Annotated in this window: 10 protein-coding genes; 3 read left to right on the top strand and 7 right to left on the bottom strand. The window is 59.7% G+C overall.

The window, feature by feature from the left end; translation table 11 throughout:
* Position 1 precedes the first annotated feature (1 nt).
* A complete protein-coding gene (locus tag FJ398_02660) occupies positions 2-427 on the top strand; it encodes a DUF420 domain-containing protein (GenBank protein MBM3836861.1) in 426 nt (141 codons plus the stop codon).
* A 198-nt stretch (positions 428-625) separates the two neighbouring features.
* On the opposite strand, the gene FJ398_02655 is transcribed toward FJ398_02660, so the two are convergent.
* The 4 genes from FJ398_02655 to tgt form a co-directional block, all read right to left on the bottom strand.
* Entirely contained in the window at positions 626-1,468 is an 843-nt protein-coding gene (locus FJ398_02655) for a glycosyltransferase (GenBank protein ID MBM3836860.1), read from the bottom strand.
* A gap of 74 nt (positions 1,469-1,542) precedes the next feature.
* Complete coding sequence (locus tag FJ398_02650; GenBank protein MBM3836859.1) at positions 1,543-3,774, bottom strand: LamG domain-containing protein; 2,232 nt, start codon at positions 3,772-3,774, stop codon at positions 1,543-1,545.
* Between the two features lie 285 nt (positions 3,775-4,059).
* Positions 4,060-5,460, bottom strand: coding sequence for a DUF1501 domain-containing protein (locus FJ398_02645; GenBank protein ID MBM3836858.1), 1,401 nt, complete (start codon positions 5,458-5,460; stop codon positions 4,060-4,062).
* Positions 5,461-5,972: 512 nt separating this feature from the next.
* Positions 5,973-7,127: a tRNA guanosine(34) transglycosylase Tgt gene (gene tgt, locus FJ398_02640; protein ID MBM3836857.1), complete on the bottom strand. Its 1,155-nt coding sequence runs from the start codon at positions 7,125-7,127 to the stop codon at positions 5,973-5,975.
* 250 nt (positions 7,128-7,377) lie between these two features.
* Between tgt and FJ398_02635 the strand changes: the two genes are divergently transcribed.
* Complete coding sequence (locus tag FJ398_02635; protein ID MBM3836856.1) at positions 7,378-8,865, top strand: Gfo/Idh/MocA family oxidoreductase; 1,488 nt, start codon at positions 7,378-7,380, stop codon at positions 8,863-8,865.
* A gap of 200 nt (positions 8,866-9,065) precedes the next feature.
* Here FJ398_02635 and FJ398_02630 read toward each other — a convergent pair whose 3' ends face one another.
* Positions 9,066-10,715 (bottom strand): toll/interleukin-1 receptor domain-containing protein, encoded by a 1,650-nt coding sequence (locus FJ398_02630; protein MBM3836855.1) that lies wholly within the window; start codon positions 10,713-10,715, stop codon positions 9,066-9,068.
* Between FJ398_02630 and FJ398_02625 the strand changes: the two genes are divergently transcribed.
* Entirely contained in the window at positions 10,512-12,914 is a 2,403-nt protein-coding gene (locus FJ398_02625; GenBank protein MBM3836854.1) for a tetratricopeptide repeat protein, read from the top strand. The two genes, FJ398_02630 and FJ398_02625, sit on opposite strands and share 204 nt — an antisense overlap.
* A gap of 2,401 nt (positions 12,915-15,315) precedes the next feature.
* Here the strand turns inward: FJ398_02625 and FJ398_02620 are convergent.
* Positions 15,316-15,654: a hypothetical protein gene (locus FJ398_02620; GenBank protein ID MBM3836853.1), complete on the bottom strand. Its 339-nt coding sequence runs from the start codon at positions 15,652-15,654 to the stop codon at positions 15,316-15,318.
* Between the two features lie 310 nt (positions 15,655-15,964).
* A complete protein-coding gene (locus FJ398_02615) occupies positions 15,965-16,942 on the bottom strand; it encodes a threonine/serine dehydratase (GenBank protein MBM3836852.1) in 978 nt (325 codons plus the stop codon).
* Positions 16,943-17,361 lie beyond the last annotated feature (419 nt).

Genomic DNA, 17,361 nt, shown 5'->3' with positions numbered 1-17,361 from the left:
AATGAGCCTGTCGGATTTGCCCGCGGTCAACGCCTGCCTGAATTCACTCAGCGCGATCTTCCTCAGCGCCGGATACTATTTCATCCGGCGCAAGAACCAGACCGCCCACCGCAACTGCATGGTAAGCGCGTTCGCGACTTCAACGCTCTTCCTGATCTGCTACCTGGTCTATCATTTCTACGCAGGCCGGACGGTATTCAAGGATCCTGCGTGGTTTCGCCCCATTTATCTGGCCATTCTGTTGACGCACACGGTCCTGGCGGTCGCGATCTTGCCGCTCGTCCTGGTGACGCTCGCGCGCGCGTTGCGCGGGCGATTCGAAGCGCACAAGAGAATCGCGCGCTGGACCTGGCCGATCTGGATGTACGTTTCGGTCACTGGAGTGATCATCTACTTGCTCCTGTATCAAATCTTCCCGCAGCGCTGACGCGAGCAGTTGCTTCGAAAAGGAGGTAACGGAGGCAACAGAGAGGGGAGAGTCACTTAACTTCCCGAAAAGGTGGCTGACGCCGTCCGATGGCGTCCTGGCAATCCAGAGGTTTGCCTTACATCTTTAAGAAATTACGAAATCACTTTTGCCACTGATCTACCTCTGTTTGCTCTGTTTACTCCTGTTCAACTCCGGTCAATCTTCGTGCCGAGGTGGTGGCGGTGCGGGTCCGGGCAGCGGTTGCGGCGCGCTGAGTTTCTTGTAGATCCAGGCTTCCAGCGGGCGCAACGGGCGAAGCCAGCGATAGAAGGGCGAGTAGAACACGCGGAGCCGGATCACCGAGAGCACAATGCCCAGCGCCCCTTTGTTCAGCTTGATCTTCGATCCTAACTGGTCGGTCCATTCCGTGGGAACTTCCAGCACCAAATAGCCGCTCCGCTTGAGCGAATAGAGCAAGTTGATGTCGAACGCCACGTCCGCGATCCGCAAAGCCGAGTGAATCGTCTCGACCGCTTCCCGGCGCATCACTTTGGCTCCGCATTGCGTGTCTTTGATGTTCATGCGAAACAGAAACTGCACGAACGCATGAAACAGCCGGCTGAACACTCGCCGTTGTTTGGACTGGCTCTGGTGGAGCAGCGATCCCGGCAGCCAGCGCGAGCCGATGACGCAGTCCCCTTTGCCGCAGTGGCGCACCAGGTCCAGGAACGCGGCCGGAGCCGTTGCTCCGTCAGCATCCACGTAGCCGATCAGATCGGTCGTCGGCGCGAGCTTCAGCCCTTCAATCAACGCGCCGCCCTTGCCGATCGGCGCCGGGAAATTCAGCGCGCGAATTTCGGGAAAGTCGGCGGCCACCCGCTCGACGACGCCCATCGTGTCATCCACGCATCCGTTCAAGACGACGACGATTTGGAATTTACCGGCGTAGTGCTCGCGGAAATGTTGGGCGTACGCGCGCAGAACGGGCCCGATGCGCTGTTCCTCGTTGTAGGCCGGAATCAGCAGCAATAGGTCTGGAGTCGCACTCGACACCGGGATGGTTTACCGGACCGGTCTCAAAAAAAAAAGGCCAGGCTTTCGCCCGGCCTCTTCGCTCCGGCTGTGTCAGTAACTTACTTCTTGATGCGATAGAATTTGGCGTTACCGGAGAACGCGATCTCCGCGGGACTCTTCGCTCCGGCCACGTCTGCCCAGGGGCCTGTCAACGCGTCTGCGGATTGCAGCGTGCCTTCGAAGGTGAGTTTGAGGCCCGTATTCGTCCGCTCGAAACCGAGTTTCAGCGGAGGCGGCGCCAAAGCCGAACCTGCTTTGCCGAGGTCATAGACTTGCTGCGCTTCCGCTGGCGACAACGCACGATCAAAGATGGCCACTTCATCGGCCAAACCCCGCCAGCGCTCTTGCGTTCCCTGCCCGCCGAGGTACAGAGGCTGCGGGTTTTTTGGCGTGCCGGTGATCGTTGTGGGCGTGCCGGACTGTTTGCCGTCCAGGTAATAGGTCAGCGTGTTGCCTTTTTTAACCACGAGGTGGTGCGCCCACACGTTCGTGACGAAGTCGGTGTAGTTGATGTTTTGGGGGGCCGCGTTGAAATGCCATTCAAAGTTACTCGGAGTAAATTTGATGAACTCACGCGGCGAGAAGTCTGCCCCTGACGCATTGTAACGATTACCGAAAACAATATTGTTATTGGGCGCGGAAGCTGTGCCGGTCATGTCCGATTTGACCCACAGGGACCACGTGAAGTCGCTCGTCAGAGTCATGGCGGGCACGATGGTTCCGAAGTTGATGACGTTCGTGCCGGTGGCCTTATAGACGTTGCCGCGCACGGCATCCTTCACCCACGAACCGGCCGTATTGTTGACGATTTTTCCGTTGTTCCCCTTGCCACTGGAGTCAGCGACCACGTCGCCACTCGACTCATCCATGCGCCAATACGCGAGCAACCCCGTCAGGTTTCCAACGCTGGGTGAAGTTGGTGCTGGGTCTCCTGAGGTGACGCGGATGTTGTCAAACCCGACAATTTCGTTCCACCAGGTCGTCAACGCTTCGATGCGGATGCCGATCTTTGAAGGATTGCCTGGAATGTCGTAAGTCACATCCTCGAACTTCAGGCCGAGCCGAGTCGGCTTCTTGGCATTGGTCGTGACGTCATTGAAGTATTTGTCGTTTGCGCTCGGGGCGGTGAAGTGAATCAGCGGCGCGTTCGTGTCGATCTCGAGCGGACCGTCGCCATCTGGATCAATGAACACTTTGAAATAATCGCCTGTTTCAAAGTCCAGATAAGTCGCGGCGAGCGCGATCGTGAGCTTGAGTTTGGGCTTGCCGGCAGTATTGATGGGTTTGGTAAAGGTCAACGTCTTGACCGCGACGTCAGTGGCAAACTTATTCAGAGCGGATCCGGCAAAGAAGTCGTTGCCCTCGTGACCGCCAAAGGGCCCGCCGCCATAGACCGAGCCGCCGTTGGCGCCGCTTTCCACCAGCACGATAAAGGGCACCTTCTGCTTTACATTGGGATCCGCCGCGGAAGCGCGTTCGAAAGTCGCGAGTGTCACCGCCCCAACCGGAATATCGCTACCAATACTGTCGAAGGACGATGGGCCTGTTACCGCTTTGAAGGAACCCGTCTTGCCACCCGCCGCGGCGTGGCCTGCGGCGGCGATGGTAATGTCGCCCAGGTCCAGATCCGCCTGGGTGGCGCCGATGGTGCTGACGAGTTCATCGTCGTGGTCGGGGCCATTGTACGTCAGCATCGGAGCAGCGTATTGCGCGAAACGGCTCGGATTGCCAGTGTTGCCGTTGCTGGATTTGATGACGACATCGAAGTTCGGCGTCTTCGGCAAATCCGCGCCGTCGTCCTCGATGATTTTATAGCCCTTCGCCATCAGGTGGTCGCGAAGAACTTCGTCCCCAGGCCCATTGGGCGCGGGCGAAAACATCACCGTTGCTCCGGCTTTATTGTTCGCGAGCCATTTGACGGTTGACTCGAACAGCGCCAGAAAAGCCGGCGTCACCAGGGACGACTCGATGCTGTGGTGCCAATACATGATCGCTCTGCGAGCCGGGGTAGGCCCAGGCACGCCCACGATGGAGACTTTCGATTTTCGCGCCCAGTAAATCGGGCCCGCCTGATCCTGATTGCCGATCTCCGACCGAATCCGGGGCACTTCATACACATCGCTCCCTTCCGTGACGTAGCGAGTGCCTTCGCCCTCGGTTTCGAAGCCTTCTTGAAACAGGATCTCCTGCGCGTTGAGCGCGCAGGGCAAAAACACAAGGCTAGCGCCTAACATCAGCGCGAGGCGACGTGCAGGGGGAATTACTCCGTTAGAACGGTTGATGTTTGACATAGGCAAAACTCCTCTTGGTTGTTGATTCCGACCGACAATTTTGGGCCAGTATGCATTGGTGAACGCTGACACTCGGATTAGGAACGCTGGTATAGAACCAAACCCCGCCTAAAAGACAAGGAAAAAGGGAGATGCTGTAGAATGCTATCGGGTTGCAGTGAAGTCGTGGCCGTCGCCCCTCCCGCTTGATAACTCGTAATCCTACCCTTAGGGATTAGGATTAAGATTATGATGAAGAGTAGGAGTTGCGCGGGAGATTAAGCCAGGGAGTTGGCGGTCAAGGTTTCACGCGATGACCGCGGTCACCGGCGTGCCTTCGGAGATCGGAAGCGGACGCTTATCGATGCCATAGACTTCCGTGTGCGGGTCGATTCCCAGCAAATAGTAAATCGTCGCGGCCAGATCTTCAGGCCGAACGGGGTTCTCCGCCGGATACGACGCCGTCTTGTTGGAAGCGCCATAGACGAATCCGCGTTTCACGCCGCCGCCCGCCAGCAACACCGTGTAACAGTCCGGCCAATGGTCGCGGCTGGCTTTCTCGTTGATCTTAGGCGTGCGCCCAAATTCGCCCATCCAAACCACGAGCGTGGTGTCCAGCAAGCCGCGCTGGTCGAGTTCCTCCAGCAAAGTCGGCAAGGTCTGGTCCGTCATCGGCAAATGATATTTCTCCAGGATCGGGAACATTTTCTTGCCGTTGTTGCCGTGCGTATCCCACCCGCTGCCCACGTCTCCGCCAATGTTGGCCGAAAAATGGACCGTGACGAACTTCGTGCCCACTTCCACCAACCGCCGCGCCAGCAGGCAGCTTTGCCCGTACGCGGTGCGACCGTAGCTGTCACGAACCGCATCCGGCTCCGCGGACAAATTGAACACTTCGCGCAGCTTTGGGGAATCGAGCATGGCCAGGGCCTTTTCATAATACGCGTCCATCCCGCGCGCCTTGGCCGAGTATTCGAGAAGGCGCGACTGGCCGTCGATGATCTTTTGAATGGAGCGGCGGTGCGTCAAACGCTCGTACGTGACCGAAGCGGGTAGGTTCAATTCCGGCAGCTTGAAGTCGGGTTTGCTCGGATCACGCGTGATCAACAGCGGATCGTGAACTTTGCCCAGAAAACTGGCGTGCTGGCCGGGCGTAATCGTCCCGTCGCCAATCACCCACGGCAACGCGACAAAAGTCGGAATCGCTCCTTCGGCGGGCGCCAGTTTATCGATCACCGAACCGGGGGCGGGGAACAACTCCGGCGAATCGCGCAGGGTGATGTCATCCACCGGCGGCGCATGGCCGGTGAGCGCGTAGTACGAAGCCGGATTGTGATTCTTCATGTGGTGATGCACCGACCGGATCAGGGTCACCTTATCCATGACCTTCGCGAGCCTGGGCAGCCGCTCGTTGATCGCGATGCCGTCCGCTTTCGTTGCAGCGGGTTTGTGGGATCCGCGAATGGCTTCCGGCGCCTCCGGCTTCATGTCGAACATGTCGATGTGGCTCGGCCCGCCGAATTGATAGAGGAAGATCACTGATTTCGCCTTCGCCAGCGGCCCTTTCTTCTGCGACTCCGCGGCCCGCAGCAAGCGCGGCATGGTCAGGCCCAACAGGCCGAGTCCGCCAACCTTCAACAGGTGGCGTCGGGAAAAACTGACGTTGCGAAAGCCCGGGCAGGCGCAGGAATCAGTGGTCGGCTTCATGACCTCAGTTTAGCACCCGCGGGACAAATGGGAAGAGCGTAGCGCGCCGAGGAAGGAGCATTTCACTTTCTTGCAGGCTTCACTTCAAAAATGAACGCCTTCGGCGAGTGCCGGGGCTTCTCCCTCACCTTGGTCCGCTCCCGCTGGGTGAGGAAATCGCGTCGTCTGCGTTCGTCCAAACTTCGTCGGTTGCCCTCCCCACGAACCTGATTCAACCACGGATTACGCGGATAACACGGATAAGAGCGTTTCTTCATCCGCGAAATCCGTGGTTAAAAAATCTGTTCAGGGGTTCAATGCGCGAAGTTTTGCTTGGGAGAATTCTCTCCCAGCGGGGGGAGGGGGAGGGGGAACCAACCGATTTCACAGCAGTGCAAGAGGGTGAGATGCGCCCGCCGAGGAAAGGCGAATGCCGAAATCCGAATGACCAAAGAATTCCAAATGACTAAACTCGAAACCCACGCCCGCAGGCCGCCGCATTTCGTGCATTCGGCATTTGATCATTCCTGGACTCACCGTTCTTCCTCCGCGGTCCGGCTGAGCAGGCGCGCGGACAGCACCTTTTGCGACGGCACGTAGCCGGCGACGAATCGTTCCCGGAACTCCGAGAAAGTCCCCGCCGTCAGATGAGCACGGATATCGCTCATCAATTGGAGATACATGTGGGAATTGTGAACACTGAGCATGCGAAGCCCCAGAATCTCCCTCACGTTCAGCAAGTGCCGGAGATACGCGCGTGAGAAATTCCGGCAGGCGTAACAGACGCATCCTTCTTCAATCGGACGCCAATCGGCTTTGTTGTAGCCGGCCTTGATGCTGATGGTGCCCTTTGTCGTAAAGGCCGTCCCGTTGCGAGCCACGCGCGTCGGCAAGACGCAGTCGAACATGTCCACCCCGCGCGCGACCAGTTCCACCATCTGAGCGGGCGTTCCAAGGCCCATGGCGTAGCGCGGGCGGTCCGCCGGCAAGAACGGCTCGGTCATTTCCACGGCGGCGAACATCTCCGGCTCCGGTTCGCCGACGCTGACTCCGCCGATGGCGTATCCGTCAAAGCCCAGCGCTACAATTGCTTTGGCGCATTCCTCCCGCAGGGCCGGATTCGAGCCGCCCTGCACGATGCCGAACACTTGCTGGCCGGAGGCGCGGGGTTGTTCCCGGCATTCTTGCGCCCAGCGAATCGTTCGCTCCACTGCCGCGCGAGCTTCCCGCGGCGAACAATTATGCGGCGGACATTCGTCGAACGTCATGGCGATGTCCGAGCCGAGCGCGCGTTGGATCGCCATCGTTTCCTTGGGGCCAAGGCTCAGCAATGAGCCATCCACGTGCGACCGAAACTCAACGCCGTGCGCGAGAATCTTCCGAATCTTCGCGAGGCTGAAAACCTGGAAGCCGCCGCTGTCCGTCAGGATCGGATGCGGCCAGTGGATGAACTGATGAAGCCCGCCGCCAGCCTGGATGATGTCCAGCCCCGGACGAATGCTCAGATGATAGGTATTGCCCAGAATGATCTGGGTGCCCATCTCCAGCAGCTCGCGCGGGTCCAGCGCTTTGACGCTCCCTTGGGTGCCGACGGGCATGAACACCGGTGTTTCGATGATTCCGTGCGGAGTGGTGAACCGGCCCAGGCGTGCCTTGGAACGCGGATCCGTTTTCAGCAGTTCAAACATGAATGCCGCGAAGGAACGCCGAGAAGCTCGAAAAAAGGAAGCCAAAAGCGCCTCGCACTGGATCCCCTCAATTCACGACGTGGGGCGACGCTCCTGCGGAGCCTCGCCCCACCATCAACTGAGGCATAGCTCGCACTCGCTGAATCGTAATCCTAATCTTGATCTTAATCTTCTCTGCGAACTGCTCCGAGCCAGGCCCGTGTCGGAGAATTGCCTTGTCCGCAAGACGCGTTGGGCGTAGGAAACACCCATGCCTAATTCATCCCTTCCCAGCGGGACGGCCTTTCCCATCAGCCGTCGAAACTTCCTCACCAAATCTTCCCTCGTGATTGGCGCGGCGGCGCTCTCCGGGCCATACTTCCTTCGCGGACAGAACCTCAACAGCAAACTCAACATCGCCGCCATCGGCGCCGGAGGCAAAGGGGCCAGCGACACCGACAATTGCGCGGAGCTTGGGGAAAATATCTATGCGTTGTGCGATGTGGACCTCAAGACACTCGAATCGCGAACCGCATCCAATGCGCCGAGCAGCGACGCCTCCGGCAACGCGCGCCGGCGACAAGGCCGGACGTATCCCAACGCCCGAAAGTATCAGGACTACCGCGATATGCTGTCGGAGATCGGCGACAAGATTGACGCGGTGACGATTTCCACGCCGGACCATCATCACGCGATCGCGGCGTCCATGGCGATGAAGATGGGCAAGCACGTTTATGTGCAGAAGCCGCTCGTGCATTCGGTCTATGAGGCGCGTTATCTCCGGCAGCTTGCGAAGGAAAAGAACCTGGCCACGCAAATGGGGAATCAAGGCAGCGCCGGCACCGGCCTGCGCCGGGCGGTGGAAGTCATTCAGGGCGGCGTCATTGGAAAACCGCTGCAACTTCACGTCTGGAGCAATCGTCCCATCTGGCCGCAAGGCATTGAGCGCCCCGTGGACGCGCTGCCCGTGCCTGAGAATTTGGATTGGGACGTCTGGATTGGCCCGGCGCCCATGCGGCCCTACAACAAGGGCTACCATCCGTTCGCGTGGCGCGGTTATCAGGATTTCGGGACCGGGGCGCTGGGAGACATGGCTTGCCACACCGTTAACATGCCGTTTCGCGCGCTCAAACTGGGTTATCCCAATGTCGTCGAGTGCGAAGAGATTTCCGAGATGCACGCGGACACCTATCCCAAGACCTCGCGCCTTCGGTTCGAGTTTCCAGAGCGCGAAGGCCTGCCGCCGCTCAAGTTCTGGTGGTACGACGGCAGTCCCCAGGACAAATCCATCAAACCGCTTCGTCCCTCCGAGGAGATTACGAAAGAGATTGTCGATGTGTACGGCAGTTTGCCGGCCAGTGGCTGTTTGATTTTGGGCGAGAAAGGGAAGGTGTTTTCACCGGACGATTACGGTTCGCGGTTCTTTGTCATGTGTGATTCCGAGAACAAATACACCCCGGGGAATCAACACGAAGCCTGCAAAACCGTCCCGCAAACGATCGCGCGCAATGAGGGCCCGGGCGGAGATGACCAGCGGCAGAAGGCAGAATGGCTGAGCATGATTCGAGGCGGCCCGCCCGCTTACTCAAACTTCGACATCGCAGCCTACCTCACCGAAATCATCCTGCTGGGCTGCGTGGCGATGCGCGTGGGCGTGGGCAAGAAACTGGATTGGGACGGCCCCCACATGGAAGCCACCAACGCGCCGGAAGCCGCCCAGTTTGTCAAACGCGAGTATCGAAGAGGTTGGGAACTCTAGTGTAAGACTAGTGTAGCGACCGTCGCCTGTAATCGTTCCATCGAAATGGGGAGCGCACGCGCCCTCGCGTGCCGTGGTCGGCGCCCTCGCCGACTGCATTCATGCGTTCGCAAAAGTCGTCATTCACCGGCAGAATTCCGTGACGGTTTCGACCGGCGAGGCGCCGGTCCAAACACGCGAGGGCGCGTGTGCTCCCCCAATCACGCCAGCAAATGCCGCTTCAAATACGTGGCGTAAAGCTGGCAGCGGAACTTGGATTCGGCTTGTGAGCCGCCGGTGATCACGCCCGCGCTCCGCAGCCGATAGAAGCTTTCCGGCGTCGGACACGGCTGGTCGCGGAGCAAGCCTTTGACGACTTCCGTGAGCGCGGGGTCTCTCGCCAGCAGAACCAGAATCCGCCGCAGGTGATCGCCGAAGATGCCCTCATCCCGGTCCGCCTGCGCTTCAAAGGCGGCGATGTCAGTCTTCTTCGTGGCCATCTCGTGCAATCCGCGCCGCACCAGGAACGGATGTCCGTCCACTAACTGCCGGAATCGATCCAGTTCGCCCGGGTCTTTGAGCGGGCTTTCGTTCCGGCGATTCAGATCCGCCACTTGTTCGCCCGTGAAATCTTCCAGGACCAGGCGCGTGCCGATGTTGAACGGCGATTGATTCATGTCCGTGATGAACAGGTGCGCCTCGGTGGCGTAAGCGATCGCGAGGGTCAGGCCCGCCCACGGCCCGGACGGATCGAGCGCGCGTTCGTTGTGCCAGGACCGGAACAATCCGAACACCTCACTGCCGTAGGAGCACACAAACAGCCGGTCCACCTCGTCCAGCCCCCAGATGAGCGGGGCGTTGAGCTTGGCCAGCACCTCGCGCCGGAGGTAACGCTCGAAATTGACGTTCGGCCCGCGGCGTTCATCCCAGACGTCAGAGGGGAGCGTTCCTACCTCCAGTTGGTCCGCGAGCGATTCGGCCAGGCTCAAGTAAAAGTTCCCGACCGTCTCCAGATTCGAGGCGTTGAACTTTTGAAAATCTGTCAGCGCGACCTTGGCGCCTCGTTCGCGGGCGAATTGCAGGCCGCGCGCCAGCATGGAAGTCTTGCCGATCTGGCGTCCGCCTTTGATGAGGATGATGCTGTCGTAACGGGTGAGCGCCGTGCGCAATTCCCCGTCCGCGGAGCGAATCACGTAAAACTCCGAGTTCAGAGGAACGGCGCCGCCGATGGGTTCCAGAGGAAGCGGCATAGTGGGAGCAGCAGCTTTAGCGACCGCGACCGGTCGGGGTTGAATCGCGGGCCGCGCCATCAGGCGCAAGCCCTTGGTCGGGACGATTCGCACCGGCGGCTGGGACGGCGTCAAACCCTTCAACGCCGCGAGCACTTCGGAGACGACCCGCTGATCATCGCGGGGATCTTCCCAGAGCACGTATTGAATCGGATCCAGAATGCCGGAGAGCGGTTCCGGAAGCGGCCCGGTAAAATTCACACGAATCGGGAGCAAGCGCGGCCGGCCTTGCTGTTGCTGCGAGGATTCATGAGCGTTCTCGATTTCAAACGCGATCATTTCGCTGCGGGACGAGTCCTCGGAAAGCAAACCGATGACCGCGTGGGCGTCGCGGATTTTCTGTTCAATCTCCTTGGCCCATTCAACGCCGAGCGTCAGATGACGGTCGATCCAGACCTGGTACCCGTGCGTGCCCAGTTCCTTCTCCAAGAGTTCCACCACGTATTGGTCGGCGGGCAGGTGCCGCTTGTAGAGCAGCACCACGCGGATCGCTTCGGCGGCGCTGGCCCCCGCGGTCCTCACCGGCGAGGCACGAGAATTGGACTCAGAGGGATGGCTGGTCGGGCTTCCGTCAGTAGCCATGGGATGCCTTCAAGAAAAACGTCATTTCACGAACGGTTGATTGCGCGGGACCTGAATTTACGGCCAGATTCACCGGCGGTCATTAACCGCAAACAGGGTTCGCTTTACAAGGCAATTCAGTTTTTGGTTGAGGCCCGCAGCCAAAAGCCACAAAACTTGCTGCCCATGAAAAAGCCGGGCCAGCGAGCGCGGGCGCCAGACTCGGCGAACCGTCCCAACCCTGGAAACCCAAACTGCTCCCGGCGCAAATTCCCCGCCAGACTGGCTCTGGTCCTGATCCTCACCTCGATTTGCCTGGGGATCCTGCTTTGGCCGCGAAGCAGAAATTCCACGCCAGCCAGGACCTATCGGCTTCGGCCGCCCGGCACGTTGACGTTCACGAAAGACATCGCCCCAATCGTCTTCGCGAAATGCGCTGCGTGCCATCGACCTGACCAGGCGGCGCCGTTCAGTCTGCTGAGCTACGCCGAGGTGAAGAAACGGGCCAAACAAATCGCCGAAGTCACGGCCAGACGCCTCATGCCCCCCTGGCTGCCTGAACCCGAAGTCGTGGCGTTTGCTCACGAGCGACGATTGAGCGCGGACCAGATTGGCATGATCCAGCAGTGGGTGAGTGAAGGAGCGCGCGAAGGCGCTGCGGCGGATTTGCCGCCGACGCCAACCTGGACGGAAGGCTGGCAGTTGGGGACCCCGGACCTGGTGGTGACCATGCCTCAGCCCTACACCCTCCGAGCGGATGGAAAAGACGTTTATCGGAACTTCGTCATTCCGCTCCCGATTTCCGAGACCAAATACGTCGAATCGGTCGAGTTTCTTGCGGGCACTTTGAAAGCCGTCCACCACGCTTTCCTCAAGGTGGATCCCACTCGGGAATCGCGGCGGCTCCATGAACAGGATACGGAACCCGGTTTCAGTTTCATGATCACGCCTCTGACCGCACAGATGCCCGAAGGTCATTTCCTGAGTTGGACGCCAGGCCGCCTCCCCACACGCGAACAGGACGGGCTGGCCTGGCGTTTGGATAAAGGCACCGACCTGGTGTTGCAGCTTCACCTGCGGCCCACGGGCAAACCCGAGTCCATCCAGGCCACGGTTGGGTTTCATTGGACCGAGCGCCCCGCAACGCACACGCCGTTCAAAATCCTGCTCACGTCTCGCGCCCTCGATATTCCTGCCGGCGAATCGAGCTATCGGGCGCAGGACAGTTTTATGCTTCCGGTCGATGTCGAGGTGCTCGCCGTGCTGCCTCATGCCCATTACCTGGCGAAAGAAATGCGCGGGATCGCCACGCTTGCCAACGGCACGAAACAGCCCCTGCTTCTGATTAGAAACTGGGATTTCAACTGGCAGAGCGATTACCAGTATGCGCAGCCAATTCCGCTTCCGAAAGGAACCACGCTCTCGATGGAATTCACCTACGACAATTCCGCCGCCAATGTGCGAAATCCTCATCAGCCTCCTCGGCGAGTGACGTACGGCCCGGAGACCACGGACGAGATGGCCGAGCTCTGGTTTCAAGTCCTCCTGCCGCGCCGAGAGGATCTGTCAGTCCTCGTTCGCCTCCGTCAATACGAGTGGCGGGTCCAGACCAAACCCAGTGACCCCGAAGCTCATCGCGGTCTGGGGCAAGCGTTTCTGGGATTGGGCCGCGAGGCAGAGGCCGTCCATCGCCTCCAAACCGCCGTGGCGCTGCGGCCGGATCTGGAGGAACCTCACTTTCTGCTCGGTTACCTGTTCCGAAAGCAGAAAAAGCTTCCGGATGCGCGACGGGAATATGAAACCGTCCTGCGGCTCAATCCCACCAACCACGAAGCGCACGGGAATCTGGGCCTCGTCCTCCTGGAGCAAGGCCAATTGGAGCAAGCTGAAAATCGTTTTCGAATATGCGCGGTAAAGTCGTCCAGAACATCCCGGACGGCGGACAGAACCGGAATGCGGATGCCAGCGTCGTCGGGACCGAAATCTATATCGACTACAAGGTGCAGATCAATACGCCGGGCGAATACCAACTCTACATGCGCGACGTGGGTTGGGATGGCGGCGCGGATTCCTTCTACGTCCAGATTGTGGAGGTTTCGTCGCCGGCTTGGTACCGGCACAGTCCGGATCCCAATACGACCGATTTCTCTCTGCTTCGCAATGATAATGCCGACGCAAACACGGCCATCGGATGGAATGGCTATGCCGCGCCGGAGGTGAACAGTGGTGATGGCGGTGAAGTGCCGGCTGTTTGGAACATCCCCAGAGCCGGCGTTTACACGATCCGAATCAGCCAGCGCGAGGATGGCAATGCGCTCGACGCCTTCATCCTGCAACGCACCAACCTGCCGGCCCCAACCGATCCGGGACCTCCCGAATCACCCGTGGTCGGAGCCACACCTCAGCCGTTGAGCATCTCGGCGCTCGTGCCTTCGGACGGCGTGAAGGCGGCGCGATTCGATTCTTCCATCCAGGTCGTTTTGGTGGATGGCACGACCAAACTCGCATCGGGTTCGATCGTCCTTTCGTTGGACGGCGCGACGGTAACTCCAACCGTGACCACGGATGGGGCAACCACGACCGCGAAGTTTCAACCGGCTTCGATTTTCAAACCGCTTTCCACACATTCCGCGACCGTGAACTACGCGGATAGCACCGGAGCGAAATTCACCAAAACCTGGTCGTTCACCGTGGCGAATTACAACATCATCCCGGCGACGGCGACCGTCACGGCGGACAAGAGCAAGGGCGGATTCCTCGTGCGCACCTGGAAATCCACCGGCCAACCCAACAACTTAGCCTGGACGGAGGAACAACTGGCCGGTCTGCGCGGCGATAACGAGGCCGACACCTCCCGGTTCACCGAAAAGGTTTATGGAAATTCCTATTACATCGAGACCAAAGTTATCGATTACTGGAACACCGGAGGCCAAGACAACTTCACGAACAACTCCGAGCAGAACACTCCGGGCCTGGCCAACGACGGCAGCAACGACGACAATTACTCCATTGAAGCCATCACTTACCTCGACCTGCCCGCTGGCGCCGTTACCCTGGGCGTGAACAGCGATGACGGATTCCGCGTCACTTCTTTTTCGGGGGATCCGCGCGTCCGGTTCTCCACGACGCTCGGCCAGTTCGATGGCGGCCGCGGCGTGGCCAACACGGACTTCACATTCGTGGTGGAAAAAGCCGGCATCTATCCGTTCCGCATGATCTTCGAGGAAGGCGGCGGCGACTCGGCCGTCGAATGGTACAGCGTCACGACGGACAACGTGCGGCATTTAATCAATGATGCGAACGACGCCAGAGCGCTGAAAGCGTATCGCCCGGTGGCTGGCGCCACGCCGGCGTACGTCGCATCGGTCACGCCGCCCGTCAACGGTTTTGACCAACCTTCAGCCGTTGATCTCAAAGCCGTCATCGTGGACGGCGTCAACAAAATCAATCCGGCCTCGGTAACGATGGTCTTCGATGGCGCTGCCGTCAAAGCTTCGGCAACCAAAGCGGGCGACACGACGACCGTGACGGCGCCGCAGGTCACCGGACTTGCGGAAGGCTCCAAACACACCGTCACGTTGTCTTTCTCCGACACGAGCACGCCGCCCGGAACTCGCACGGTGAACTGGGGCTTTACCACACGCATTACGGAGAAATCATTCGTGACCGGCACACTGTTCATCGAGGCCGAGGATGTGGACTTCGAACACGGGAAATACATCAAGGATCCGAAGCTCATCGGATTGAGTGGAGCTTATCCGGGGGGTGCTTACGAAGCCAAGGGCACGGCGGATGACAAAGGCTTCGACTGGAACACCAATGACAACGCCGGCCAGGCCTACCGGCCCGATACCGGCATCGCTGCCGGCAAGAAAGACGGTTCAGCCGGCGCTGAGCGCGGCTTGTTCCAGGTCTCGACTTGGTGGACGCTGGGCTGGAACGACGGAGGCGAATGGTATAATTACACACGCGACTTCCCGACCCCGGCCAAGGACTACGAAGTGTATGGGCATCTCTCCTCGGGCGGCGCGGCAATCAACATCCGGGTCGATCAAATCGTCTCCGGCCAAGGCCAGGCCGATGCCCAGCAGGTGAAGCAGGTCCTGGGTTACTTCAAACCCGGGCGCGCCACGGCGGGTTGGGATTCGCTTGAGATCTTCCGCATGACGGATGCCGATGGGAATCCAATTACCGTCAAACTGGGTGGCAACGTCACGCTTCGCACGACCATCACGGCAGGTTCAAACTCAGACCAGGATTACTTCGCCTTTGTCCCTGTCACAGCGCCGCCGCCAACGGAGCGGCCGAAGATCAGCAGCGTCAAATCCGATGGCAAGAACATCACGCTGGAATGGGCCGGCAGCGCTGTGCTGCAAGCGGCGGACGACGTGTCCGGGCCTTGGGCTGACGTCGTTGGCGCCGGGAGCGGGAAGGCCATTGCCATCTCGGGAAGCCGGAAATTCTATCGCCTGAAACAATGAGCGACTTCCAAGAGGCAGGGATAGGCCTGCGCTCTTGAACACTGGCGGGCTTTGGCGTCGATTCCGTGTGTGAGCCAAAGCCCGCCTTCTCTTTTGTCGAGCGGGTCACTTCAGAGCGGCTCCGACGCAACGAGTGTTGATCAAGCAGCCTCTGCGAACATCGTGCCAGCGTTGCTACGCTGCCAGGCGAAGCTGTATAGGCGATCCGCCAAAGCATCAGTTTCTTCCTCCGTGAACGGCGGCCGCGGCAGCGATCCGTAGAGAGAGTCGAGAATCAAAACCCGGTTGTCGAAGCCCGCCCGCATGTTAAGATAAACCAGAACAACCTCGCGCTCATTCGCACGGCCCAAGGTACCGTTGGGTCCAAACGTTTCCTCGTTATGTGCGTAAACGCTCTCCCAGCCGAGGACATTGCGCAGGTGATCGGCGAACGTTTTCTGGACCAACCGGTCTTCGCTGTGGATATCGGTTAAGGCCATGGCCAAGACAGCCGTGTTTCAGCCCTGGCTTTCCGGTTCCTCCGGCGAGTTCAGACCATCCGTGAAGTCCCTTTGACCGTCGGGGTCGAAAAAGGCACGGTCGAAACCATCCGCGAGCTTGATGGCTAGTCGAGCTTGCGTTGCTTGAGCTCGGTGGCCCAACCAAACCCAGGCCAAATCGGGCGCAACATAACTCCAGCCATTTGTGAGACACATCACTAGGGCCTTCATGGAACTGACATTCCGACGCCAAGCCCAGCGTAGCGCGGAATGAGCTACCCTGGGAAACCTGAGTGAGAGCGACTCCGGTTCACTCGGCCAGGATATCAGCGAACACGGCGGGATCCACGTTTCCCCCGCTCACGACGCAGCAGACGGCGCGGTCTCGAAACAATTCGGGTCGAACCAACACGGCGCCGAGGCTGAGCGCGCCGGTGGGTTCCGTTTTCAGATTGGCCAGCGCAAAGGCCAGCCGCACGCCTTCTTTGATCTTGTCCTCCGGCACTTCCACGATTCCCGCGAGTCCCTCGCGCAGAATCGCCCAATTGTGCTGGCCCAGACTCAACGTGCGCGCGCCGTCGGCGATAGTCTGAGGCTCGCTTTCGCTGACGACGATGCGTCCGGCCCTCAGCGACCGGGCGGCGTCGTTGCCGAGCAATGGTTCGGCGCCGAAAATCTGCACTTTGGAGCCGGCGCCGCGCAGGCCCTGGACAATTCCCGCTGTGAGCCCGCCGCCGCCGACCGGCGCGACTACGGCATCGATTTTTCCAGACAACGCGGCGAGTTCCACGCCCAGGCTGGCGTTGCCTTCGATCACCAGCGGATCATCGTACGCGCTGGCGACGTAAGCGTCGGGATGCATTCGCGCCAGTTCCTCTACGCGCGCTTTGCGGCTCTTCTGGCTGACATCGACGAAATCCACCGTGCCGCCGTATTCGCGCACGGCTTCGACCTTCACGCTGGCCGACGTGCTCGGCATCACGACGATGCAGGACTTGCCCAAAAGCTGGCACGCATACGCCAGGGCCTGGCCGAAGTTGCCCGAGGAAGCCGCGATGATCTTCTCCTGTGGCACTTGCGCGGCGACGTTGTAAGCGGCGCGGAACTTGAAACTGCCGGTGTGCTGAAATGATTCCGTCGCGATGGTCACTCGTACGCCCAGCCGTTGGTTCAGGCGCGCGGATTCGATGAACGTGGTGGAACGTAGGACGTCGCGAAGACCGGGACGCAGGGCGGTTAATGTCATGCGCCGACTTCTAACGCAATTGGACAGGGCACTCAACGTCATTGAGCGGACAAATCAGTTAAGGTAGTTACTGCTTGGTCCGCGGGATGGACGACAAAGCTCGTAGCGCAGAGTTGCACTCTGCCGTATCGCAGAATTGTATTCTGCGGCGCGTCTCCCAGTCCGAGCCCGCTGGGACTTGCCGGCGCCCTGCCGATTGGAAATCGGCGATACCGCAGATGGAAAATCTGCGCTACGGGTCTCCGGTCGATCTGTCGTCAATCCCACCGTCTGCACAGTAAGGTGGGGCGAAACTCCTGCCGAGCCAAATGCCATCAAAGAAAAGCTCCGCAGGAGCGTCGCCCCTCCGTCGTTAATTAGTGTCCGGGAGAAAACTCGGAAATTTCGAAACGGGGGCGCCTCGGAAATCGTTCGATTGAATCGCAGGCACTTCCAGAATAGCCGAGCAGGGCCGACCCAGC

It is taken from the genome of Verrucomicrobiota bacterium, from assembly GCA_016871535.1.
Taxonomy (GTDB): Bacteria; Verrucomicrobiota; Verrucomicrobiia; order Limisphaerales; family SIBE01; genus VHCZ01.
The sequence above is the reverse complement of the archived record's forward strand: the minus strand, read 5'-3'. Positions and strand labels throughout refer to the sequence as shown.

Coding starts and splice junctions, on each gene's coding strand:
- FJ398_02635 (MBM3836856.1), top strand. CDS start 7,378: ATGCCTAATTCATCCCTTCCCAGCGGGACGGCCTTTCCCATCAGCCGT.
- FJ398_02650 (MBM3836859.1), bottom strand. CDS start 3,774: ATGTCAAACATCAACCGTTCTAACGGAGTAATTCCCCCTGCACGTCGC.
- FJ398_02645 (MBM3836858.1), bottom strand. CDS start 5,460: ATGAAGCCGACCACTGATTCCTGCGCCTGCCCGGGCTTTCGCAACGTC.
- FJ398_02660 (MBM3836861.1), top strand. CDS start 2: ATGAGCCTGTCGGATTTGCCCGCGGTCAACGCCTGCCTGAATTCACTC.
- FJ398_02630 (MBM3836855.1), bottom strand. CDS start 10,715: ATGGCTACTGACGGAAGCCCGACCAGCCATCCCTCTGAGTCCAATTCT.
- FJ398_02625 (MBM3836854.1), top strand. CDS start 10,512: ATGACGGTCGATCCAGACCTGGTACCCGTGCGTGCCCAGTTCCTTCTC.
- FJ398_02615 (MBM3836852.1), bottom strand. CDS start 16,942: ATGACGTTGAGTGCCCTGTCCAATTGCGTTAGAAGTCGGCGCATGACA.
- tgt (MBM3836857.1), bottom strand. CDS start 7,127: ATGTTTGAACTGCTGAAAACGGATCCGCGTTCCAAGGCACGCCTGGGC.
- FJ398_02620 (MBM3836853.1), bottom strand. CDS start 15,654: ATGGCCTTAACCGATATCCACAGCGAAGACCGGTTGGTCCAGAAAACG.